This is a genomic window from Bacillus sp. A01H, assembly GCF_045277205.1.
Taxonomy (GTDB): Bacteria; Bacillota; Bacilli; order Bacillales; family Bacillaceae_G; genus Bacillus_A; species Bacillus_A paranthracis.
Genome location: NZ_CP117702.1, coordinates 5,175,408 through 5,196,737 on the forward strand (window position 1 = coordinate 5,175,408; position 21,330 = coordinate 5,196,737).

Below are 21,330 nucleotides of genomic sequence, written 5' to 3' on the forward strand. Positions count from 1 at the left end.
TCTCGCTTTTCTTCTATTACATGAACATCATTGCAAATAGCGGCCCGAGCAAACATGTCAAAATGGCTGTTAATGTCATTGTTACCGATCCAATAACACCTTCATGTTCATTATTTTTCATCGCTCTCATCACGCCCATAATATGAGAAGCACATCCAAATCCGATACCTTTACCAACTGAGTTTGTAACGCGGCTCCATTTTAATAAAAGCGGGCCGGTAATCGTTCCAGTAATACCTGCAATAACAACGAAAGCTGCTGTTAATGACGGTACACCACCAACTTGCTCCGAAACACTCATCGCAACTGGCATTGTCACCGATTTTGGTAAAGAAGATAAAATTAAGCTTTTATCTGTTCCCATAAGTGACGCAATAGCAAAGTCACTTGCAATGGCAACTGTTGTACCTACTAATACACCACCGGCAATCGGTACAACATACTTTTGCAGAACGTGACGTTGTTTATAAAGAGGAATTGCAAATGCTACAACACCGGGTCCAAGTAGCTTTGCAATCCAGCCGCCACCACTTTCCATATAATGTTGATATGGTATATCAAGCACGATAAATAGGAAAGCCATTAATCCTGTTGCTACAAGCATTGGAATGGTGAATGGTGTTGGAAATAATTTATAGATTTTTTTAGATAATTGATATAATAGCACCGTAAAAAGAACCCAACCGATCCCGATTAATATTTGACTCATCGCGACTCTCTTTCCTTTCTATTCGCAAGATATTGTCCTGTATGTCCTGCGACAATAATGATTAAAAATGTACTCGCTACAACTGTAATGAAAAGAGAAATTCCTTTACTCATAAAAAAAGCACCGTAATTCATTAGGCCAAGCGTTGGCGGAATTAATAAAAACGGCATAATAGCAACGAGTGTTTCTGCTCCTAAATCGAACCATTTCACTGGAAGAACTTTTAGGCTAAGTAAAACAAGTAAGAGGAACATTCCAATCAAACTTCCTGGGATCGGAATATTTAACATTTCTTGTACCCAAGTTCCAACCATATAAAAAACGTAAAGAGCAGCAATTTGGACAAGAATCTTTGTAAATTTCATGTTCATCATCCCTCTTGTTTATACGATCTTCTGTTAATATCTTTATCATAGTATAAATTGTAAAAAGCTGCAATTTATCAACTTGACATCAAAAAACGCCTATGTTATACGCTTACAACCTTGATATGACTACATTTCTAAAAGGAAATTAAGTCAAAAACCTTGACCTAATATAAGAAGTTTTTATTTTCTGAATTTTAAAGGTTGTTATTTCAATAAAATAATCTTTTTATCCTTAAGCTTACATATATATAAACAAGATAGGTGGTGAACATATGCCCAAAAAAGTTCTTATTTTTTGTGATCCTGGCATTGATGATACGATGGCTCTCCTCTTAGCATTCTTTATCGATGAAATAGAAATCATCGGCATTGTTGCTGATTACGGCAATGTTCCAAAAGAGATGGCCGTACAAAATGCTCATTTTCTTAAGAATGAAACAAGGAATAGAAATATTAAGATATTCGGTGGTTCAGAACGCCCTCTTACTGGTGCCCCGCCTGCTTTTTTTACAGAAGTACACGGGAAACAAGGGCTTGGGCCAATTATTCCAAATGGGAATGTGACTAACGGAGAAATGGAGAATTTCTTTGAAGTGATTCCTCTTATTGAACAGTATAAAGATGAATTAATTATTGTAAGTTTAGGAAGACTTACCTCTCTAGCAATTTTATTTATCATGTGCAAACAGTTAATGAAACAAATTAAATCTTACTACGTAATGGGCGGTGCCTTTTTACATCCTGGTAATGTCACCCCTATTTCTGAAGCAAACTTTTATGGTGATCCTACTGCCGCTAATATAGTCCTTCAATCCTCACCTAACATGTACATCTATCCATTAAACGTCACCCAATATTCCATCATTACACCAGAAATGGCTGAATATATTGAAGCAAAAGGAAAAGCCCCACTCGTCAAACCGTTATTCGATCATTATTACTACGGCTATTATAAAAATGCTCTACCACATTTAAAGGGTAGCCCCTTCCATGACACAATGCCAATACTCGCTTTACTTGATAACTCTATGTTTACGTATCACACATCCCCTATCGTTGTCATGACAGAATCCTCTGCACAAGGAGCAAGCATAGGGGAATTTCGTTCTTTAGTGAACCAAAAGCCATTTATTGATTGGCCGGGTCATCAAATTGCAATTGATTTTGATTATAACAGTTTCTTTAAACATTTCATGTCACTTATGACGGGGGAACAATTTTAGCATAAAAAAACAGACCGTGATTTCTCACGGTCTGTCGTTATTTTCTACAATTATCGTTTGATGTTGTAGAAAGATTTGATACCATCGTAAACAGCGATTTCGCCTAGTTCGTCTTCGATGCGTAATAATTGGTTGTACTTAGCAATACGGTCAGTACGGCTCATAGAACCAGTTTTGATTTGGCCAGCGTTAGTTGCAACTGCGATGTCAGCGATTGTAGCATCTTCAGTTTCACCAGAACGGTGAGATACAACTGCTGTGTAACCAGCACGTTTAGCCATTTCGATAGCTTCGAAAGTCTCAGTTAAAGTACCGATTTGGTTAACTTTAATTAAGATTGAGTTAGAGATACCTTTTTCGATACCTTCAGCAAGTTTTTGAGTGTTAGTTACGAATAAATCGTCACCAACTAATTGTACTTTGCTTCCAAGACGCTCAGTTAATAATTTGTGACCATCCCAGTCGTTTTCGTCTAAACCATCTTCGATAGAGATGATTGGGAAGTCTTTGCAAAGCTCTTCGTAGAAATCAACCATTTCTGCAGAAGTTAAGCCAGTACGGCCTTCGCCTGCAAGGTCATATTTACCAGTTTCTTTGTTGTAGAACTCAGAAGAAGCAACGTCCATTCCTAAGAATACGTTCTCGCCAGCTTTGTAACCAGCTTTTTCGATAGCTTCGATGATTACTTCTAATGCTTCACGGTTAGAACCAAGGTTTGGAGCGAATCCACCTTCGTCACCTACTGCAGTGTTAAGACCTTTGTCATGTAATACAGCTTTAAGTGCATGGAATACTTCAGCACCCATACGGATTGATTCTTTGAATGTTGGAGCACCAACTGGTAAGATCATGAACTCTTGGAAGTCTACGTTGTTATCAGCGTGAGAACCACCGTTGATGATGTTCATCATTGGAGTTGGTAATTGTTTTGCATTGAATCCACCAAGGTAACGGTATAATGGAAGACCTACGAAGTCAGCTGCTGCGTGAGCTACTGCCATAGATACACCAAGGATAGCGTTAGCGCCTAGTTTACCTTTGTTTGGAGTGCCATCTAATTCGATCATAGCACGGTCGATACCAGCTTGGTCAGTTACGTCGAAACCAACGATTTCTGGAGCGATAATTTCGTTAACGTTGTTTACTGCGTTAACAACACCTTTACCAAGGTAACGAGATTTGTCACCGTCACGTAATTCTACTGCTTCGTGTTCACCAGTAGATGCACCACTTGGTACGATAGCGCGTCCGAAAGCGCCGCTTTCTGTGTAAACTTCTACTTCTACAGTTGGGTTACCACGAGAGTCAAGGACTTCGCGAGCATAAACATCAATAATTGTTGACATAATAAATTCTCTCCTTTTTATATAAGCAAATTATTTAATAATTGTTTTACCTGTCATTTCTTTCGGTTGCTCAACACCAAGAAGTGTAAGCATAGTTGGAGCGATATCACCTAAGATACCACCTTCACGTAATTCTACGTCGTTCTTAGTAACAATGAAAGGAACCGGGTTAGTTGTATGAGCTGTCATTGGCTCTCCGTCAGAAGTTAATTCTTCGTCAGCATTACCATGGTCAGCAGTAATAAGTGCTACACCATCTTTTGCAAGAATCGCTTCTACAACTTTTCCTAAACATTCGTCAGTTGCTTCTACTGCTTTAATTGTTGGTTCCATCATCCCAGAATGGCCAACCATATCACAGTTCGCAAAGTTAAGAATGATAACATCATGTTTATCATTTTCGATTTCATTTACTAAAGCGTCCGTTACTTCGTAAATGCTCATTTCAGGTTTCAAGTCATACGTTGCAACCTTCGGTGAGTTAATTAAGATACGTTCTTCTCCTGGGAATTCAGCCTCACGACCACCGCTAAAGAAGAATGTAACGTGCGGATACTTTTCAGTTTCCGCGATGCGAAGTTGCTTTAATCCCGCTTGCGCAACAACTTCACCTAAAGTGTTATCAAGGTTCATTGGCTTGAATGCCACGTAACCATCTACTGTTTCACTAAAGTGTGTCATACATACGAATTCTGGAATGTGAGGTACTTTTTCACCACGATCGAACTCACGGAAGTCTTCGTTTGTAAATACACGAGCAATTTGAATTGCACGGTCTGGACGGAAGTTATAGAAGATAACTGCATCATCATCATTGATTGTTGCAACTGGCGTGTTATCTTCGGTAACAATTACAGACGGCAATACGAATTCATCGTAGATACCATTTGCATAAGAGTCTTCTACACACTCTTCTGCTGATTTATAAGTAGGTCCTTCACCATTCACCATAGCACGGTAACATTTTTCTACGCGATCCCAACGCTTGTCACGGTCCATGGAGTAATAACGACCAGAGATAGTCGCGAATTGTCCTACTCCTGTTTCTTTAATTACTTCATTTGTTGCATCGATATAGCTTTGTGCTGTTTTTGGTCCAACATCGCGGCCATCTAAGAATGCATGAATGTATACTTTCTCAACGCCTTCTTTAGCTGCTAAGCGAAGAAGAGCAAACATGTGGTTCATGTGACTGTGCACACCACCGTCAGAAAGTAAACCGAATAAATGAAGTGCAGTACCTTTTTCTTTTACGCTTTTAATTGCACTTTGGAACGTTTCGTTCTTATCGAACTCACCTTCACGAATTGCAACGTTTACGCGTGTTAAGCTTTGATATACAATGCGGCCAGCACCGATATTTAAGTGACCAACCTCAGAGTTACCCATTTGACCTTCTGGAAGACCTACTGCCTCGCCACAAGCTGTAAGCGTTGTGTGAGGGAATTTGTTCCAGTAACCATCAAAATTAGGTTTCTTAGCTTGTGCTACAGCATTCCCGTAAGTTTCTTCACGAAGTCCGAAACCGTCAAGAATAATTAGAGCTGTTGGCTTTCTCATTTTACCGCCTCCAGAAGACCTAAGAACGAAGCAGGCTCTAAGCTAGCACCGCCAACTAAAGCGCCGTCGATGTCAGATTGTGCCATGTACTCTTTAATGTTTTCTGGTTTTACGCTACCGCCGTATTGAATACGAACAGCTTCTGCAGCAGCTGGAGAAACAGCTTCTGCAACAACTTTACGGATGTGCGCACATACTTCGTTTGCATCTGCAGAAGAAGAAGATTTACCTGTACCGATAGCCCAGATTGGCTCATAAGCGATAACAGTTGCTTTAACTTGCTCTTCAGTTAAACCTGCAAGTGCTTTTGTCACTTGACCTGCTACTAGATCAAATGTTTTTCCGCTTTCGCGCTCTTCTAAAGTCTCACCACAACATACGATTGGTGTTAAACCATGTTCAAATGCTGCGATAGTCTTTTTGTTTACTGACTCATCTGTTTCAGCAAACATTTCACGACGCTCAGAGTGGCCAAGTACTACGTAGCCTACTTTTAAGTCGCTAAGTGCTACTGGGCTAATTTCGCCAGTGAATGCACCATTTTTTTCGAAGTGCATGTTTTGTGCACCTACTTGTAAATCAGTTCCTTCAGTCGCTGCTACAAGGCGCTCTAAGAATAGAGCTGGAGAGCAAACTACTGCATCAACAGCTGAAGCTGCTGGGATTTGACCTTTAACTTCCTCTACGAAGCTAACTGCTTCAGATAGAGTTTTATTCATTTTCCAGTTACCTGCGATAATTGGTTTACGCATGCTTTGCACCGTCCTTTTTCTTTGGCTGCTACTTATTTGTCGTTAAGACAAACTACACCTGGAAGCTCTTTACCTTCCATGAATTCTAATGACGCACCGCCGCCAGTAGAAATGTGGCTCATTTTATCAGCCATACCGAATTTTTCAACAGCTGCTGCAGAGTCACCACCGCCGATAACAGAGTATGTACCTTCTGCATCTGCTAATGCTTGTCCTACTGCTTTTGTACCTTGTGAGAATGGAGTCATTTCGAATACACCCATTGGTCCATTCCATACAACAAGCTTAGAGTTTTTAATTACATCTGCATAAATTTCACGTGTTTTAGGACCGATGTCCACGCCTTCCCAGTTAGAAGGGATAGAATCGATATTAACGATTTTAGTTGTTGCAGTTTCAGAGAATTCCTCAGTGATTACAACATCAACTGGCATGTAGAAGTTTACGCCTTTTTCTTTTGCAAGTTGCATAAATTCTTTTGCTAGTTCGATCTTGTCGTCTTCACATAGAGATAGACCAATTTCATGACCTAAAGCTTTAACGAATGTGTAAGCAAGTCCGCCACCGATGATTAAGTTATCTACTTTGTCTAATAGATGACGAATTACACCGATTTTATCTTTTACTTTCGCCCCACCGATGATAGCTGTGAATGGACGATCTGGGTTAGAAAGTGCTTTTCCAAGAACATCTAACTCTTTTTCCATTAGTAAACCAGATACTGCTGGTAGGTAGTCCGCGATACCTGCTGTAGAAGCGTGAGCACGGTGAGCTGCACCGAATGCATCGTTTACGAAGATGTCAGCAAGAGCTGCAAATTCTTTCGCAAGTTCTGCATCGTTCTTTTCTTCGCCCGCATAGAAACGTACGTTTTCAAGAACTAATACGTCGCCTTCTTTCATTGCTGCAACCATTTCTTGTGCAACTGGTCCGAATGCTTCGTCTGCTTTTTTAACGTCTTTACCAAGAAGCTCGCCTAAACGTGCTGCTACTGGAGTAAGACGTAATTCTTCTACTACTTGACCTTTTGGACGGCCTAAGTGGCTTGCTAAAATAACTTTCGCACCTTGCTCTACTAAATATTGAATTGTAGGAAGAGCTGCACGGATACGAGTTTCATCTGTAATTTTGCCTTCTTTCATAGGTACGTTGAAGTCAACGCGGCAAAATACACGCTTACCTTTTAAATCTACGTCACGAATTGATTTTTTGTTCATTGGATTTCCCTCCGACTACTAGTTAGGATTGACAAAACCCACTCAAAAGCTTAACACATTTGCTTTTAAAACGAAAGAAGAGAGAGAGGGAACAAACCCTCTCCCTCGTTTTGTCATTGATAACTTATATAATTAAGAATTAAAGACCTTTTGAAGTCATGTAAGCTGCTAGGTCTACTACGCGGTTAGAGTAACCAGTTTCGTTATCGTACCAAGAAAGTACTTTAACCATGTTACCTTCCATTACCATTGTAGATAATGCATCGATTGTAGAAGAAGCTGTACATCCGTTATAGTCGATAGATACTAATGGCTCTTCGCTGTATCCAAGGATACCTTTTAATTCGCCTTCAGCTGCTGCTTTGAATGCTGCATTTACTTCTTCAACTGTTACTTCTTTGTCAAGTTCAACAACTAGGTCAACTAGAGAAACGTTAGCAGTTGGAACACGTACAGCGCCACCGTTTAATTTACCTTTAAGTTCTGGTAATACTAATGCTACTGCTTTAGCTGCACCAGTAGATGTTGGGATCATGTTTTCAGCTGCTGCACGAGCACGACGTAAATCTTTGTGTGGTAAGTCTAAGATTTGTTGGTCGTTAGTGTAAGAGTGAATTGTTGTCATCATTCCGCGTTTTACGCCGAATTTTTCGTTTAATACTTTAGCGAATGGAGCTAAGCAGTTTGTAGTACAAGAAGCGTTAGATACTACGTTGTGGCTAGCTGCATCGTATTGTTCGTGGTTAACACCCATAACTACAGTGATATCTTCGTCAGAAGCTGGAGCTGAGATGATAACTTTTTTAACTGATCCACCTAAGTGTTTTTCAGCGTCTGCTTTTTTAGTGAAACGGCCAGTAGATTCTACTACGATTTCTACTCCGTAGTCGCTCCATGGTAATTGTGCTGGGTCACGCTCAGCGATAACTTTAATTTCTTTACCGTTAACAACGATGCTGCTTTCGTTAGCAGATACTTCTGCGTTTAAAGTTCCGTGAACTGTGTCATATTTTAAAAGGTGAGCTAAAGTTTTAGCATCTGTTAAGTCGTTGATTGCTACTACTTCTACCTCTGGGTTGTTAAGTGCTGCGCGGAATACGTTACGTCCGATACGTCCAAATCCATTAATACCAATTTTAGTCATTTGAATTTCCTCCTTGGGGGATTATATTAAAGGGTAATACCCTTTGTTAACTGTTTTGCTGCACCTTCATCTGTAATTAGAATTGAAGTGTGCCCTTGTTTAATTACAGCCTGTATTGCCTTTGCCTTTGAAGAACCTCCAGCGACTGCAACAACGTGAGATACATTTTGTAAATCCTCTAGTTGCATACCAACTGTTCTTACTTTATGAACAACATTTCCTTGTTCATTAAAGTAGTAACCGAAAGCTTCGCCAACTGCTTCGCTTGCCTGAATCTTTAACCAATCTGCTTCTGAAGTATTTCTGCGACGTGCCATTGTTAACGCATCACCTATTCCATGAATGACGATATTGGAAGATCGAATCAACTCAAGAACTTCTTTCACGGAAGGCTCTGTCACAATAGACGCATATGCTTCGCTGCTAACATGGTCTGGAACATACAATAAGCGATAATTACTCATCGTATTTTGCGCCATCTTGGCACAAATAGTATTGGCTTCTAACTCGACGCCTTCTCCAATTCCACCCCGTGCTGGGACAAATAGCATATGTAAATCTTTGCAATCAAGCTGCATCATGTCCGCAACAGCAGCTAGCGTAGTTCCTCCAGCCACAGCAACGATATTATTCGCTGTCAGACGGTCTTTTATACAAGTCACACAAGCACGGCCCATCTCCAGTTTGACCCAAGGCGATTCATCACTATCACCAGGGACAACGAAAACTTCATCCAAGTCTAATGTTTCCTTAAGTTGCTTTTCTAAAACCTTTAACCCGGAAATTTCTTTCATAAAGTCTTCCAAAGCAAGAACTAAAGCTGTTCCTTCTTCTGTCAAAGTCATTCCAGAAGAAGCGACGTGAACTAAGTTTTGTTCTTTCAAAACTTGAACTTCACTTCGCAATACTCGTTCTGTCATACCGAGACTTGCTGATAAATTTCTTCTTCCAATCGGCTGCATAAGCCTAATGTATTGAAGAATTTGCATTCTCGTTTGCATAACAGGTAGCAGATCAGGTAATAATTTTTTTGTGTTCTGAATCCATGAGCGCATATCTTTTCTCCTCACTACATCGGTTCATTTCCCTCATGGTCACTTTACGTCCCGTAGTGACATTTTGTGTCCCACATAGGTTAAAAAAATAATCCCTGCTACGTGTATTATTGTAACAGGAGATAGAAACTTATTCAACTCTTAACTGCATTCTTTATATAGTTTATTATGACACCTTTGTGAATGTTACCATATTCTACTTGTTTTCCGTCTATTTCTACAACCGGAATCATTAGATGATATTTTTCTAAAAGGTCATTATCTTCATATATATCTATTTCCTCAATTTGAAAAGAATATTCACATTGTACTTCCTGTAAAACTTGTTTCGCCTTAACGCAAAGGCCACAATCATTTTTTGTATACAGTACAACTTTCATCTTCTTCACCTATCCGATCGTTTTTCGTAATGACGACGCTGGGATGTGCATTTGCTCTCTATACTTCGCCACTGTTCTTCGAGAAATAACGATTTCATGCTCTTCTTCTAACAATTTTGAAATCTTTTGATCTGAAAGTGGCTTTTTCTTATTCTCTGCCTCAACAAGCGTTTGAATAAATTGTTTTACACGCTTTGTAGAGACTGCTTCATCTTCAGTAGTCGAAACGGCATTACTAAAGAACGATTTCATCTCAAATAAACCGTGTGGTGTTTGCACATATTTATTTCGCGTTGCGCGACTAATTGTCGATTCATGCACACTTAACTCTTCAGCTACTTCTTTTAAAGCAAGTGGCTTTAAATACTCCGGACCTTTCCAGAAGAAATCACGTTGTTTTTCCATAATAATGGTCATTACTTGCAAAAGCGTTTGTTTTCTCTGTTTCAAACTACGCATAATCCACTGCACATGCTGATACTTTTCTGAAACGTAAGATGCTACTTCACTTTCACTATTATTAAGAAGCGCACTATATTCAGAATGAATTTCAATTCTCGGCATATTTCTCTCATTCATTTGTAAAACGAGACGATCACCATCTTTTTTCACCGCCATATCAGGCACAATATAAAGTGGTTTATCAGAAGAAAACGCAAGACCTGGTTTCGGCTGTAATGACGTAATACAGTTCACCGCCGATTGCAATTCCTCATTACTACACTTCAACACTTGAACGAGCTTTCGCCAATCTTTCTTCACGAAATAAGCGAAATGGTCTTCTACAACCTCTTCTGCTAATCCATTCCGTCTTTGTAAGCGCTTCAATTGTAAAGTTAGACATTCCTGAATATTACGCGCTCCTACCCCTGCTGGCTCCAGTGATTGGACAAGCTCTACAGAGCGGTCGACTACATGAAGTGGTACGGAAAGAAGATTTGCTAACTCTTCATTCGTTTCTTGTAAATACCCATTTCCATCCATGTTCATAATAATGAAAGAAGCTACTTTTCGCTCTTCTTCCTCTATTTTATAATACTGTATTTGATTTAATAAATGTTGCTGAATCGTTGTAGAATCCACACTGTAGATTTCCATCTGATTCTCGACTTGTTTGCTGGTACTTTTACTGTTGTTAGAGCTCTTTTTCTTCTCCCTCTCAAAACCACCTAACTCAATAAGGGGATTCTCTAACGATTGCTCATACAAAAACTCCGATAATTCTTGTACATTATACTGGAGCATTGTAATCGCTTGCCTTAACTCTTGTGTCATTGCCAAACGTAAGCTTTGTTCTTGTAAAAGACTTGCCTTCAAACTAATCTCCCCCTTGTTTCTATTGTACAATAAGTTTGGTAAAAGGAGAATGCTATCACAGACACCCATTCCAAAATATTATTAATTTATATGTATTAATGAGATTTACAACTTACAACCGAAATTTGAATAATATTGAAAGAAAATAATAACGGAATTAAATCATAACCAAGTACTAATAGTAAATCTTATTATCAGATATAACAAGAGGGAAATAAAAAAAGTCCTAACCTACAAAACGTAAGTTAGGACTTTTTGACGCGCCCAGAGGGATTCGAACCCCCGGCAGACGTGGTACCGGAAACCACCGCTCTATCCGACTGAGCTATGGGCGCATGATAATAGAAAACACTTCATTTTCTTCTCATAATAATAGCAATAAAATCCATCTAAATCAATAAAAATATCCCCGTAATCCTTTATGACGCTTAGTTATGAGTATATTAACAAAGCACCCACCCCTAAATTTTCCAATCATAAATTCACCCCAACTCACAAATTATAATCTTTGAATTGATATTCCAAAGGGGGCTTCATTCAATGACTGTAATTACGAAATTAAAACAAACTGTTTCTGGATTAAAAAGTGCACAAGCTAGCTTAGAGGGATTCGCTCTTGATACGGATAATCAACAAGCTAAGCAACTTTTCCAAACAGCTGCACAGCAAACACAAACGATTATCGATTCTTTAAACCCACGCGTTGAAGAAGTCCAACAAGAAGAACCACAATACTCACAGCAATAACGAATCAGTCTTGCTGTGAAATAGAAAAAGGATGATATGCAGTCATCCTTTTTCTATCACATTACATATTGCAATAGAAATGGAATGATAAATATGCAAAAACTCGGACTCATAACCGTATTATTTGCCCTTCTATTTAGCTCTTTTACCGGATGTGATAATAGTCCTTTAGATAAAAAAGTGAAAGAAGAAGCAAAACGAACGGAGAAAGAGAAAGGTCCAAAGTTAACAAAAACGAGTATGGAATCCTTTAATCAATCTATATCACAAGGAGCCAAGAAAAGGGCCCTCGCTATGGATGGGATTATAAAAAGTGCGGCAGTAAATTCAAATTTAGATCTCTACATAGCAGTTACACCTGAGCATCACGAAAGATTTGGATTAAAACCTCTCCGTAAGAAGCTCCAAAAGCAGCTAAGTGATGAGCACCCCACTTTCGATGTTCGTGTAAGTACAGATAAAAAAATCTTTATGTTACTTGAAAAGCTTGAAAGAAAAATTAAGGAAAAGAAAGTATCTAAAGATGAAATTAATAAACAATTAAAATTCATTGGTAAAAAAATGGAGTCTAACACTTAACGCTTTTTAAAAGAAAAGGAAGGTTTGCAATGTCTAGTAAAGATAAAAACTTAACCCCTGTGCAACAGGAATATAAAAAATTCGAGCAAGAACGCGAACCGAAGCGTCCTGTCTTAAAAAACTGTATAAAAGCCTTTTTCGTTGGTGGTTTCATTTGCCTAATTGGGCAACTCATTTCTACTTTTTATATTACGTATTTCGATTTCACTGAACGCTCAGCAGGGAATCCAACAGTAGCAACTCTTATTTTCATCTCGATGTTACTAACTGGGTTCGGCGTATATGATCGTCTCGGTCAATTTGCAGGTGCTGGGACAGCTGTACCTGTCACTGGATTTGGTAACTCTGTTGTCGCCGCATGTATCGAGCACCGGACGGAAGGTTTTGTCCTTGGCGTTGGCGGTAACATGTTTAAATTAGCCGGCTCCGTTATTTTATTTGGTGTATTTTCAGCTTTCGTCATCGCACTTATTAAAACGATTCTCGTTCAATGGGGAGGGCTATAAATGTTACAAGGACACCGAACGTGGGTATTTGAAAACAAACCAGTTATTATTTCGACAGGAGTCGTCGGCGGGCCGTTTGAAGCAAAAGGAAAAATCCCCGAAGACTTCGATATCCTTCATGAAGATTTATGGCTCGGACAAGATTCCTATGAAAAGGCACATAAAATTTTGTTCGAAGAAGCTTGTAGCCGCGCCACTGAAAAAGCAGAACTTCGTAAAGACGATATCCAATTTGTACTCGCAGGAGATTTAATTAATCAAATTACCCCTACAAGCTTTGCTTGCCGTACACTGGGCACTCCTTATCTCGGACTATTCGGCGCTTGTTCTACTTCTATGGAAGGTTTAGCACTTGGGGCGAGTATCGTAAATGCAAAAGGCGCAAAATATTTATTAACTGGTGCATCCAGTCATAATACAGCTGTAGAAAAACAATTCCGCTATCCTACCGAATACGGCGGACAAAAGCCACCTACTGCACAGTGGACAGTAACTGGAGCAGGAGCCGCTATTTTAAGTGATACTGGAAACGGCCCTAGGGTAACATCAGCCACAATCGGAAAAGTGGTTGATATGGGATTAACAGATCCGTTTAATATGGGAGGCGCAATGGCTCCAGCCGCCGTCGATACAATTGAGGCCCACCTACGCGAACGCCAAATCGACGCCTCTTACTACGATTTAATCGTAACCGGTGACCTCGGACATGTCGGCCGCGAAATTGCTTATGACTTATTACATAAACACGGAACGAAAGTAACGAGCGAACAGTTTCAAGATTGCGGGCTGCTCATTTATAGAGAAGGGCAACCTGTCATAGCCGGGGCTAGTGGACCAGGATGTTCCGCAACAGTCGTGTACGGTCATTTATTAAACAGAATGAAAAGAGGAGAGTTCAAAAAAATACTTGTCGTTGCGACAGGCGCTTTACTATCTCCACTTACATTCCAACAAGAAGAAACGATTCCGTGCATCGCTCACGCCGTTTCAATTGAATTCGGAGGTGCAACGCAATGATTTTTTTCTGGGCTTTCGTCATTGGCGGACTCATATGTGTAATTGGCCAACTTATGTTTGATGTCGGCAAACTAACACCCGCTCATACAATGGCAACACTCGTTGTTGCTGGAGCTATATTAGATGGATTTAATTTGTATGAACCATTAATTGACTTCGCTGGAGCTGGGGCAACCGTACCTATTACAAGCTTTGGTAATGCCCTCGTTCACGGCGCAATGGAAGAAGCCGCAAAACATGGCATCGTTGGCGTTATTACCGGCATGTTTAAAGTAACAAGCGCCGGTGTATCCGCAGCTATTATTTTCGGCTTCATCGGAGCATTGTTATTCAAACCGAAAGGATAAGGAGTGTTTGTATGACTGTTATCGCTAGCGTAAAAACCTGTCTCGCTAGTGTAAGGGGCGCTCAAGCAAGTTTAAGTTCCCTTTCACTAAATTCACAGGATGAAGAAACAAAACGTGTATTTCACGAATGCATGCTAGAAATGGACAGCATCATCGCTGATTTACAAAATAGAGTTTCAGTATTAGAACGTGAAGAACCTCAATATAAAGGGTTTTAAGTAGACTGGAGGAAATGACTATGTCTCACCTGCCGGAATGGACACTTGTCATTCTTCGCTCTGTATTCATATTAATTATTTTATTCGCTATTACGAAATGGTTAGGGAAAAGACAAATCTCTCAGCTCTCCTTCTTTGAATACATAGCCGGAATGACAATCGGTGACATCGCTGCCCAAGTATCTACAGGGCTCGATTCAAAATTTTTTCACGGCGTCTTTGCGATACTCATTTTCGCTGTGGTACCTTTTTTAACAGGAATCCTCTCTTTAAAGAACAAAACAGCTCGGGACTTCTTTGAAGGGAAATCTACCGTATTAATAAAAGACGGAAAGATACTCGAAGACAACTTAAAGAAAGAAAAATATACAAGTGATGAATTACTGGAACTTCTCCGTGGAAAAGGTGCTTTCAGCGTAGCTGATGTTGAATTTGCTGTCTTAGAACCGAGCGGAGAATTAAATGTATTATTAAAGAAAGATTCCCAGCCACTTACAGCAAAAGACATCGGTTTAAAAGTAGCAAACGAAAAAGAACCACAAACTGTTATTATGGATGGCAATGTCTTAGATGAACCGCTATCCGCAAGTGGACATAACCGCGCTTGGCTACATGCTGAACTAGAAAAGCTCGGTGTTGTTATCGAAAATGTCTTTCTCGGTCAAGTTGATTCATACGGACAACTGACTATCGACATTTATAATGACAAACTACAAATGCCTTCTCCTCAAAACAAACCTTTATTATTAGCATCATTAAAAAAATGTCATGCTGATCTTGAACTATTTTCCTTAGAAACAAAGTCGAAATCAGCGAGCGAAATGTATAGTAAAAACGCGAAACAAATCGAAAAGATTTTAAATAAAGTAACCTATCTTTTAAAAGAATAGATATCGAAAGAACGCTTCAGTCAAAAGGCGTTCTTTTCTTTTTTTCTACAGTTTTTATAACGTTTAAATTTATGTAATTCGGTTATGATGTTGAAGATACATAAGCAGGGAATTTCAAAAACATAGCGAATATTTCATGGTACAACTACATATTTTTTTGATTTAAAGTGGTTTCGTTTGACCTTTATTGACCATAATTGTATTATAAGACTAAGAAAGCTTTATAAGGAGGAAATAACAGATGAATTTAATTCCTACAGTAATTGAACAAACAAATCGTGGAGAACGCGCTTACGATATTTACTCTCGACTATTAAAAGACCGCATCATTATGCTTGGTAGTGCAATTGATGACAACGTAGCTAACTCAATCGTTTCCCAGCTTTTATTTTTGGAATCTCAAGATCCAGAAAAAGATATTCATATCTACATCAACAGCCCTGGTGGTTCTATCACAGCAGGTATGGCAATTTACGATACAATGCAGTTTATTAAACCGCAAGTATCAACAATCTGTATCGGTATGGCTGCATCTATGGGTGCATTCTTACTTGCAGCAGGTGAAAAAGGAAAACGTTATGCACTTCCAAACAGTGAAGTAATGATTCACCAACCACTTGGTGGTGCACAAGGTCAAGCGACTGAAATCGAAATCGCTGCTAAACGTATTCTATTCTTACGTGAAAAACTAAACCAAATTCTTGCTGACCGCACAGGTCAACCACTTGAAGTGCTACAACGCGACACAGACCGCGACAACTTCATGACAGCAGAAAAAGCTTTAGAATACGGTTTAATCGATAAGATCTTTACAAATCGTTAATAGATATTTAAAGCGGAAGCGGCTTATTTAGAGTCGCTGGAGCTGGATACATAAAAAAGCGCCTATTACAGGGCGCTTTTTTATAGTTAAATCTCCGCACGAACATACCCCACTCAGTATCCCTCTAAATATATCGGCGATTTTTCAAATATATCGACCGTAACTCCAATTATATCGGCGATTATTTTAATATATCGACGTTTCGACACAACTTATCGACTTACCGACAATCCTCGACAAGAACGCACATCTCACATACCCCCACCAACAAGCCCCAAACAACAAAAAAGCTATCGCACATGCGCGATAGCTTCTTATTGTACATATGCAGCTAATGCCTCTAAAGCCTCTTCTGCATCTGAACCTTCTGTTGTAATTGTTATCATGCTACCAGTTCCAATTGCTAAGCTCATAATCCCCATTATGCTCTTTGCATTTACTGTCTTCCCATCTTTTTCGATGAAAATATCTGCATGAAAGCGATTGGCCTCTTGTACAAACAACGCAGCCGGACGTGCTTGTAAACCGTTTTTTAATGAAACCTGAACTCTTTTTTGAACCACAGCTCCATTTCCCCTTTAACCTCTTATTTTTTTGCTACCGTTTCCCCCGCGCGTAATTTCTCTGCAATATCATCAATTTTACGCAAACGATGATTAATACCCGATTTACTAATTTTCCCCCCGGATACCATCTCACCTAACTCTTTCAATGTTACATCTTGATAATCTCTTCGTAATTGCGCAATTTCTCGTAGTTTATCCGGCAATATATCAAGACCAACCGTCTCATCAATATAACGGATATTTTCAATCTGCCTTAGCGCTGCACCAATTGTTTTATTTAAATTAGCTGTTTCGCAGTTCACTAAGCGATTTACAGAATTACGCATATCACGTACGATTCGAATGTCTTCAAATCTTAAAAGTGCATTATGAGCACCTATAATATTTAAAAACTCTGTAATCTTTTCTGCTTCTTTCAAATACGTAATGTACCCTTTTCTTCTTTCCAACGTCTTACTATTTAAATCAAATCCGTTCATCAGTTCACATATAGCATCATTATGTTCCTTATATAACGAAAAGATCTCTAAATGATAAGATGATGTTTCTGGGTTATTTACTGAACCACCTGCTAAAAATGCACCGCGTAAATACGATCGTTTACAACATTTCTTCTCAATTAATTCTTGTGATATATTTCGAATAAATGAAAAGTCGTCTCGAACGATATGAAGATCAGCTAATATTTCGCGTGACTTCTCAACAAGCCTTACGATATATACATTGTTTTTCTTCAATCGCATTTTTTTACGAACAAGTAATTCTACCGTCACGTCATATCCTTTTTTCAAAAGCGTATAAATCCTTCTTGCAATTGCCGCATTTTCCGTTTGAATATCGATTGATAGACGACGATTTGAAAAAGAAAGCGATCCGTTCATGCGAAGTAACGCTGATAATTCTGCTTTCTCACAGCATTCCTTCATCTCCAGATTCGTCAACTCTTTCTTTGTTTCTGATGCAAATGACACAGTCAACACCTCCTTATACGATTATTGTGGAACAAAAATCTTGTCCTATATGAAATGAGGAGCGTTACCTCAAACGAGGCAACGCACATCTACAACAGTGAATATAAAATAGAAGCTAGTTTTAATGTATCGTGTCTTACAACACGGTCATCATACTTCGCTAATTGATCTTGAATCACATTAATATTATTTTCAGTAAAACGCTCTTCATCTACTACAACTGGCGCTGACATTTCTTCCTCATATAACTGACGTAATTCACAAGGAATATCACGGTTATTTACAATTGCAGTATCGATAAATGGTTCACCTAAATGATCATGTAACGCCTGCACATGATCAAACGCAGTATATCCCATCGTTTCACCAGCTTGCGTCATAACATTACACACATATACCTTCTTCGCTTTTGCAGCAAGAACAGCGTCCCCGATTTTGTTAACAACTAAATTCGGTAATATACTCGTATACAAACTTCCTGGACCGAAAACAAGTAAATCAGCTCGTTTAATCTCAGTCAACGTTTCATGTAACGGCTCTACATCTTCTGGAGTTAAAAAGACACGGTTAATCTTCTTTCCGAAATAAGGAATCTTTGATTCACCTGTTACAATTTCTCCATCTTCTAGTTCCGCATGCAGTACTGCACTTTGATTCGCCGCCGGTAATACACGTCCTCTAACATTTAAAACTTTACTCGTTTCTGTAATAGCATGGAAGAAGTCTCCTGTAATCGAGGTCATACCTGCCAATAATAAATTTCCTAACGCATGACCTTTCAGTCCATCTCCCGTTGTGAAACGATGCTGAAATAAAGCTTCCACCAGTGGCTCTACATCTGATAACGCAACAAGTACGTTACGAATGTCACCTGGGGGTGGAATTTCTAGCTCATCACGTAATCTACCTGAACTGCCACCATCATCAGCGATTGTAACAACTGCTGTAATATCAACCGGATATTGTTTTAATCCTCGTAATAAAACAGAAAGTCCCGTTCCGCCTCCCATGATAACAATTTTAGGTTTTCTCTCTTTTTTCATCCCTTAATGACCCTTTCTCTTCTCCACATCACGATGAGATACATGAACGCTATACTCTGGTTTCAGATGTTTCCCAAGGTATTCTGTAAGCGTAACAGAACGATGCTGTCCACCTGTACATCCAATTGCAATTACAAGTTGACTCTTGCCTTCTCTTTTATAATGAGGCAGCATGAAAGTGATAAGATCAGTCAATTTCTCTAAAAACTTATGCGTCTCATTAAATTTCAGCACATACGATGAAACTTCTTCATCTAGTCCTGTTAATGGCTTCATATGTGGAATGTAATATGGATTTGGTAAAAAACGAACATCAAATACTAAATCTGCATCAATTGGAATACCGTACTTAAATCCAAATGACATAACATTTACACGAAATGCTTGCTCAGTTTCAGTTGAAAATAGGTGAACAATTTTTTCACGTAATTCTTTCGGTTTTAAATCAGATGTATCAAGCACAATATTCGCGCGTGCCTTCATATCTGTTAATAAATTACGCTCTGCTTCGATTCCCTTTAACGGCAGACCAGTTGGTGCAAGTGGATGCGAGCGTCTCGTTTCTTTATAACGAGTTACAAGTGTGCTATCTTTCGCATCTAAGAATAAAATATGAGGAATAATCCATGTACGTTCTGATAAATCATCAAGCGCTTCCCATAAATGTTCGAAAAACTCTCGGCCACGTAAATCAATACCAAGTGCTACTTTATTCATTTTTCCTTTTGAATCCGCCATAAGCTCAATAAACTTTGGCAATAACATCGGTGGTAAATTATCCACACAGAAATATCCTAAATCTTCAAAACTTTGTAAAGCTACTGTCTTTCCAGCTCCAGACATTCCTGTAATAATTACCATTTTTATATCATTATTCTCTGTCATCGTATCCTCTCCTTGACGGTTTAACTCGGATCTAATCGATATGAAAGCAACTCAAAATCTGGGGTATATACAAATGTACCGTAGATTATGCCATTTCCTTTAATTAAATAATCAATAATGTGATAATCTCCTGGTGCCATTGCTAAATCATCAATTTTATCAAATGTATGCCAACCAATGATGCCTTCTTCGCTCTCTAGTTTGTTTTCTCCTGCAAAATCTGTCGCTAAAAAGGAGAACATCATCCATTCAGAAACAACTTTATCACCTTCTTGGATGACAAAGGTGAAGACCCCCTTTAACGCTGGGTTCTTTAAATAAATACCTGTTTCTTCACGATACTCGCGAACAACGGAATCTCTTACAGTCTCACCACGCTCCATTTTCCCGCCTGGTGCAACCCACCAATTCCGGCGAGGTTTTTGGAGTAAGAGTACTTCATTATCTCTAATTAACACACAGTTTGTCACTCTTTGCATGTTTCTTCACCTCAGCTACTTGCAGCAAATTTCTCACTGCATACTCATTTCATTATACTATCAAAAACAGTTTGCTACAACGAAGGAGCCAGTCCCCCTTTCGCTAAGCACTGCTACTCAACAATTTTAAAAAAGCTTTTTATAACAAGCAATGTAAATGCCTGGACTTTCCGTGAATAGCATGAAAAATCCCCTTAACGACTTTTATCGCCAAGGGGACTACAGCCCTTACTTCTTACCGAAATAAGTAACAATCGCAAATCCTAAAATAAAGGTAATAATTGAACTTATAATTGAAAATCCTCCAGTTGGAATACCAGGGAACACAATTACAATCGAACCGATAACTAGTCCAATAATTGCCGCAAATGTCATACTTTTATATCGATCTAATAAGAAACTAATTCCTTTACTACTTACAACGAACCCTACCATAACGCCAGCACCAATAACTGCAATTAAAGGTAAGTTGAGTGTAGTTAAAGCATTAATTGCTGTCGGATATACACCAATAATTAATAAAATAAACGATCCGCTAATTCCAGGAAGTAACATCGCCATACTAGCCATCCATCCTGCGAAAAATAAACCAATTGCATTTAAAATTGTTAACGTCGTAATTGGATCTGCTGTCTTATCTGGTTTAAAGAAAGCTGTGATCGCAACAAGAATTGCTGCAACTATTAATAAAACAATGTGCTTACCTTTAAACGACGACTTTGCATCAGCTTCTCTCATTAACATCGGTAATATACTAATAATTAAACCGAGGAAGAAAAATTGAGTCGGTTCATAATGATTTGCAAGTAAATATTTAATAACGTGACTTAACGTTAAAAACGCTGCTGCCACACCAGCTGCAAGTGGAATTAAAAATCCTAAATGTTTTTTCCATTCACGACTAAAGAATCCACTAATTGCCGCAAGCAATTGTTCATAAATCCCTAACACAACAGCGATTGTACCGCCGCTCACACCAGGAATTAAATCACTAACGCCCATACAAAATCCACGATATATATTACGCCATTCCATACTGAATAAATTCCTCATTTCTTATAGTGATTTTTTCCGTAAAGTCCAGTATATCAATAAGAAAGCTTATAATCCCAATATTTTTTGACAAAACTTTGACATTTTCACACAAAAAAAGAAGAAAGCTCCTATCGGTAGCTTTCTTCTCAAAAG

General features: G+C 38.9%; 25 protein-coding genes and 1 tRNA gene. 9 read left to right on the forward strand and 17 right to left on the reverse strand.

Annotated elements, in window-relative coordinates; genetic code table 11:
- Positions 1-16: 16 nt before the first annotated feature.
- Both PSR14_RS27605 and PSR14_RS27610 read right to left on the reverse strand, forming a co-directional pair.
- Positions 17-709 (reverse strand): LrgB family protein, encoded by a 693-nt coding sequence (locus PSR14_RS27605; protein ID WP_000078304.1) that lies wholly within the window; start codon positions 707-709, stop codon positions 17-19.
- On the reverse strand, positions 706-1,074 hold the full coding sequence (locus PSR14_RS27610) for a CidA/LrgA family holin-like protein (RefSeq protein WP_000673222.1): 369 nt from the start codon (positions 1,072-1,074) through the stop codon (positions 706-708). Before PSR14_RS27610 ends, PSR14_RS27605 begins: the two co-directional genes overlap by 4 nt.
- A 275-nt stretch (positions 1,075-1,349) precedes the next feature.
- Between PSR14_RS27610 and PSR14_RS27615 the strand changes: the two genes are divergently transcribed.
- A complete protein-coding gene (locus PSR14_RS27615; RefSeq protein WP_073540505.1) occupies positions 1,350-2,300 on the forward strand; it encodes a nucleoside hydrolase in 951 nt (316 codons plus the stop codon).
- 50 nt (positions 2,301-2,350) lie between these two features.
- On the opposite strand, the gene eno is transcribed toward PSR14_RS27615, so the two are convergent.
- The 9 genes from eno to PSR14_RS27660 form a co-directional block, all read right to left on the reverse strand.
- Positions 2,351-3,646: a phosphopyruvate hydratase gene (eno, locus tag PSR14_RS27620; RefSeq protein ID WP_000103957.1), complete on the reverse strand. Its 1,296-nt coding sequence runs from the start codon at positions 3,644-3,646 to the stop codon at positions 2,351-2,353.
- Between the two features lie 30 nt (positions 3,647-3,676).
- Positions 3,677-5,206 (reverse strand): 2,3-bisphosphoglycerate-independent phosphoglycerate mutase, encoded by a 1,530-nt coding sequence (gene gpmI, locus PSR14_RS27625; protein ID WP_073540503.1) that lies wholly within the window; start codon positions 5,204-5,206, stop codon positions 3,677-3,679.
- Positions 5,203-5,958 carry a triose-phosphate isomerase gene (gene tpiA, locus PSR14_RS27630; protein ID WP_001231036.1) on the reverse strand — a complete coding sequence of 252 codons (756 nt, stop codon included), beginning with the start codon at positions 5,956-5,958 and terminating at the stop codon, positions 5,203-5,205. Before tpiA ends, gpmI begins: the two co-directional genes overlap by 4 nt.
- Positions 5,959-5,990: 32 nt before the next feature.
- A complete protein-coding gene (locus PSR14_RS27635; protein WP_098487187.1) occupies positions 5,991-7,175 on the reverse strand; it encodes a phosphoglycerate kinase in 1,185 nt (394 codons plus the stop codon).
- 139 nt (positions 7,176-7,314) lie between these two features.
- Entirely contained in the window at positions 7,315-8,319 is a 1,005-nt protein-coding gene (gene gap / locus PSR14_RS27640) for a type I glyceraldehyde-3-phosphate dehydrogenase (RefSeq protein ID WP_000161231.1), read from the reverse strand.
- Between the two features lie 26 nt (positions 8,320-8,345).
- Complete coding sequence (gene cggR / locus PSR14_RS27645) at positions 8,346-9,374, reverse strand: gapA transcriptional regulator CggR (RefSeq protein WP_001258187.1); 1,029 nt, start codon at positions 9,372-9,374, stop codon at positions 8,346-8,348.
- Between the two features lie 134 nt (positions 9,375-9,508).
- Positions 9,509-9,754, reverse strand: a complete 246-nt coding sequence (locus PSR14_RS27650) for a glutaredoxin family protein (RefSeq protein ID WP_000869738.1) — start codon at positions 9,752-9,754, stop codon at positions 9,509-9,511.
- 9 nt (positions 9,755-9,763) lie between these two features.
- Entirely contained in the window at positions 9,764-11,071 is a 1,308-nt protein-coding gene (rpoN, locus tag PSR14_RS27655) for an RNA polymerase factor sigma-54 (protein WP_000647974.1), read from the reverse strand.
- Positions 11,072-11,330: 259 nt separating this feature from the next.
- Positions 11,331-11,406 (reverse strand) — tRNA-Arg (locus tag PSR14_RS27660).
- A 205-nt stretch (positions 11,407-11,611) separates the two neighbouring features.
- Here PSR14_RS27660 and PSR14_RS27665 point away from each other — a divergent pair.
- The 8 genes from PSR14_RS27665 (at position 11,612) to clpP (ending at position 16,198) form a co-directional block, all read left to right on the forward strand.
- A complete protein-coding gene (locus PSR14_RS27665; RefSeq protein WP_000216166.1) occupies positions 11,612-11,818 on the forward strand; it encodes a DUF1657 domain-containing protein in 207 nt (68 codons plus the stop codon).
- Between the two features lie 93 nt (positions 11,819-11,911).
- Positions 11,912-12,397: a YhcN/YlaJ family sporulation lipoprotein gene (locus tag PSR14_RS27670; protein WP_001170595.1), complete on the forward strand. Its 486-nt coding sequence runs from the start codon at positions 11,912-11,914 to the stop codon at positions 12,395-12,397.
- 29 nt (positions 12,398-12,426) lie between these two features.
- The gene (gene spoVAC / locus PSR14_RS27675; RefSeq protein WP_000095407.1) at positions 12,427-12,903 is read left to right on the forward strand and encodes a stage V sporulation protein AC; all 477 of its coding nucleotides are present in this window, start codon (positions 12,427-12,429) and stop codon (positions 12,901-12,903) included.
- Positions 12,904-13,920, forward strand: coding sequence for a stage V sporulation protein AD (gene spoVAD / locus PSR14_RS27680; RefSeq protein WP_000938956.1), 1,017 nt, complete (start codon positions 12,904-12,906; stop codon positions 13,918-13,920). It abuts the gene before it with no gap.
- Positions 13,917-14,267, forward strand: coding sequence for a stage V sporulation protein AE (gene spoVAE, locus PSR14_RS27685; RefSeq protein WP_000575919.1), 351 nt, complete (start codon positions 13,917-13,919; stop codon positions 14,265-14,267). Before spoVAD ends, spoVAE begins: the two co-directional genes overlap by 4 nt.
- Before the next feature lie 11 nt (positions 14,268-14,278).
- Entirely contained in the window at positions 14,279-14,485 is a 207-nt protein-coding gene (locus PSR14_RS27690) for a DUF1657 domain-containing protein (RefSeq protein WP_000215911.1), read from the forward strand.
- 20 nt (positions 14,486-14,505) lie between these two features.
- Complete coding sequence (locus tag PSR14_RS27695) at positions 14,506-15,375, forward strand: DUF421 domain-containing protein (protein ID WP_000018916.1); 870 nt, start codon at positions 14,506-14,508, stop codon at positions 15,373-15,375.
- A 241-nt stretch (positions 15,376-15,616) separates the two neighbouring features.
- Positions 15,617-16,198, forward strand: a complete 582-nt coding sequence (clpP, locus tag PSR14_RS27700; protein ID WP_001049162.1) for an ATP-dependent Clp endopeptidase proteolytic subunit ClpP — start codon at positions 15,617-15,619, stop codon at positions 16,196-16,198.
- Positions 16,199-16,512: 314 nt separating this feature from the next.
- Here clpP and PSR14_RS27705 read toward each other — a convergent pair whose 3' ends face one another.
- The 6 genes from PSR14_RS27705 to PSR14_RS27730 all read right to left on the reverse strand — a co-directional run bounded on the left by PSR14_RS27705 (position 16,513) and on the right by PSR14_RS27730 (position 21,177).
- On the reverse strand, positions 16,513-16,761 hold the full coding sequence (locus tag PSR14_RS27705; RefSeq protein ID WP_000250307.1) for an HPr family phosphocarrier protein: 249 nt from the start codon (positions 16,759-16,761) through the stop codon (positions 16,513-16,515).
- A 23-nt stretch (positions 16,762-16,784) separates the two neighbouring features.
- Positions 16,785-17,735, reverse strand: coding sequence for a DNA-binding protein WhiA (gene whiA, locus PSR14_RS27710; RefSeq protein WP_000006561.1), 951 nt, complete (start codon positions 17,733-17,735; stop codon positions 16,785-16,787).
- An 89-nt stretch (positions 17,736-17,824) separates the two neighbouring features.
- Complete coding sequence (gene yvcK, locus PSR14_RS27715) at positions 17,825-18,778, reverse strand: YvcK family protein (protein WP_000712175.1); 954 nt, start codon at positions 18,776-18,778, stop codon at positions 17,825-17,827.
- A 3-nt stretch (positions 18,779-18,781) separates the two neighbouring features.
- Positions 18,782-19,663, reverse strand: coding sequence for an RNase adapter RapZ (gene rapZ / locus PSR14_RS27720; RefSeq protein WP_000138457.1), 882 nt, complete (start codon positions 19,661-19,663; stop codon positions 18,782-18,784).
- Positions 19,664-19,683: 20 nt separating this feature from the next.
- A complete protein-coding gene (locus tag PSR14_RS27725) occupies positions 19,684-20,142 on the reverse strand; it encodes an 8-oxo-dGTP diphosphatase (protein WP_001190080.1) in 459 nt (152 codons plus the stop codon).
- 228 nt (positions 20,143-20,370) lie between these two features.
- Positions 20,371-21,177, reverse strand: coding sequence for a DUF368 domain-containing protein (locus PSR14_RS27730; protein WP_000455203.1), 807 nt, complete (start codon positions 21,175-21,177; stop codon positions 20,371-20,373).
- Between the last annotated feature and the right edge of the window lie 153 nt (positions 21,178-21,330).

Excerpts from the sequence above, each read along its gene's own strand:
- spoVAD (WP_000938956.1), top strand. The coding sequence starts at position 12,904 with ATGTTACAAGGACACCGAACGTGGGTATTTGAAAACAAACCAGTTATT.
- PSR14_RS27635 (WP_098487187.1), bottom strand. The coding sequence starts at position 7,175 with ATGAACAAAAAATCAATTCGTGACGTAGATTTAAAAGGTAAGCGTGTA.
- clpP (WP_001049162.1), top strand. The coding sequence starts at position 15,617 with ATGAATTTAATTCCTACAGTAATTGAACAAACAAATCGTGGAGAACGC.
- PSR14_RS27670 (WP_001170595.1), top strand. The coding sequence starts at position 11,912 with ATGCAAAAACTCGGACTCATAACCGTATTATTTGCCCTTCTATTTAGC.
- spoVAC (WP_000095407.1), top strand. The coding sequence starts at position 12,427 with ATGTCTAGTAAAGATAAAAACTTAACCCCTGTGCAACAGGAATATAAA.
- PSR14_RS27730 (WP_000455203.1), bottom strand. The coding sequence starts at position 21,177 with ATGGAATGGCGTAATATATATCGTGGATTTTGTATGGGCGTTAGTGAT.
- PSR14_RS27690 (WP_000215911.1), top strand. The coding sequence starts at position 14,279 with ATGACTGTTATCGCTAGCGTAAAAACCTGTCTCGCTAGTGTAAGGGGC.
- PSR14_RS27650 (WP_000869738.1), bottom strand. The coding sequence starts at position 9,754 with ATGAAAGTTGTACTGTATACAAAAAATGATTGTGGCCTTTGCGTTAAG.
- PSR14_RS27695 (WP_000018916.1), top strand. The coding sequence starts at position 14,506 with ATGTCTCACCTGCCGGAATGGACACTTGTCATTCTTCGCTCTGTATTC.
- cggR (WP_001258187.1), bottom strand. The coding sequence starts at position 9,374 with ATGCGCTCATGGATTCAGAACACAAAAAAATTATTACCTGATCTGCTA.
- gpmI (WP_073540503.1), bottom strand. The coding sequence starts at position 5,206 with ATGAGAAAGCCAACAGCTCTAATTATTCTTGACGGTTTCGGACTTCGT.
- PSR14_RS27665 (WP_000216166.1), top strand. The coding sequence starts at position 11,612 with ATGACTGTAATTACGAAATTAAAACAAACTGTTTCTGGATTAAAAAGT.
- PSR14_RS27605 (WP_000078304.1), bottom strand. The coding sequence starts at position 709 with ATGAGTCAAATATTAATCGGGATCGGTTGGGTTCTTTTTACGGTGCTA.
- gap (WP_000161231.1), bottom strand. The coding sequence starts at position 8,319 with ATGACTAAAATTGGTATTAATGGATTTGGACGTATCGGACGTAACGTA.
- tpiA (WP_001231036.1), bottom strand. The coding sequence starts at position 5,958 with ATGCGTAAACCAATTATCGCAGGTAACTGGAAAATGAATAAAACTCTA.
- yvcK (WP_000712175.1), bottom strand. The coding sequence starts at position 18,778 with ATGAAAAAAGAGAGAAAACCTAAAATTGTTATCATGGGAGGCGGAACG.
- spoVAE (WP_000575919.1), top strand. The coding sequence starts at position 13,917 with ATGATTTTTTTCTGGGCTTTCGTCATTGGCGGACTCATATGTGTAATT.
- PSR14_RS27615 (WP_073540505.1), top strand. The coding sequence starts at position 1,350 with ATGCCCAAAAAAGTTCTTATTTTTTGTGATCCTGGCATTGATGATACG.
- eno (WP_000103957.1), bottom strand. The coding sequence starts at position 3,646 with ATGTCAACAATTATTGATGTTTATGCTCGCGAAGTCCTTGACTCTCGT.
- rapZ (WP_000138457.1), bottom strand. The coding sequence starts at position 19,663 with ATGACAGAGAATAATGATATAAAAATGGTAATTATTACAGGAATGTCT.
- PSR14_RS27610 (WP_000673222.1), bottom strand. The coding sequence starts at position 1,074 with ATGAAATTTACAAAGATTCTTGTCCAAATTGCTGCTCTTTACGTTTTT.
- PSR14_RS27725 (WP_001190080.1), bottom strand. The coding sequence starts at position 20,142 with ATGCAAAGAGTGACAAACTGTGTGTTAATTAGAGATAATGAAGTACTC.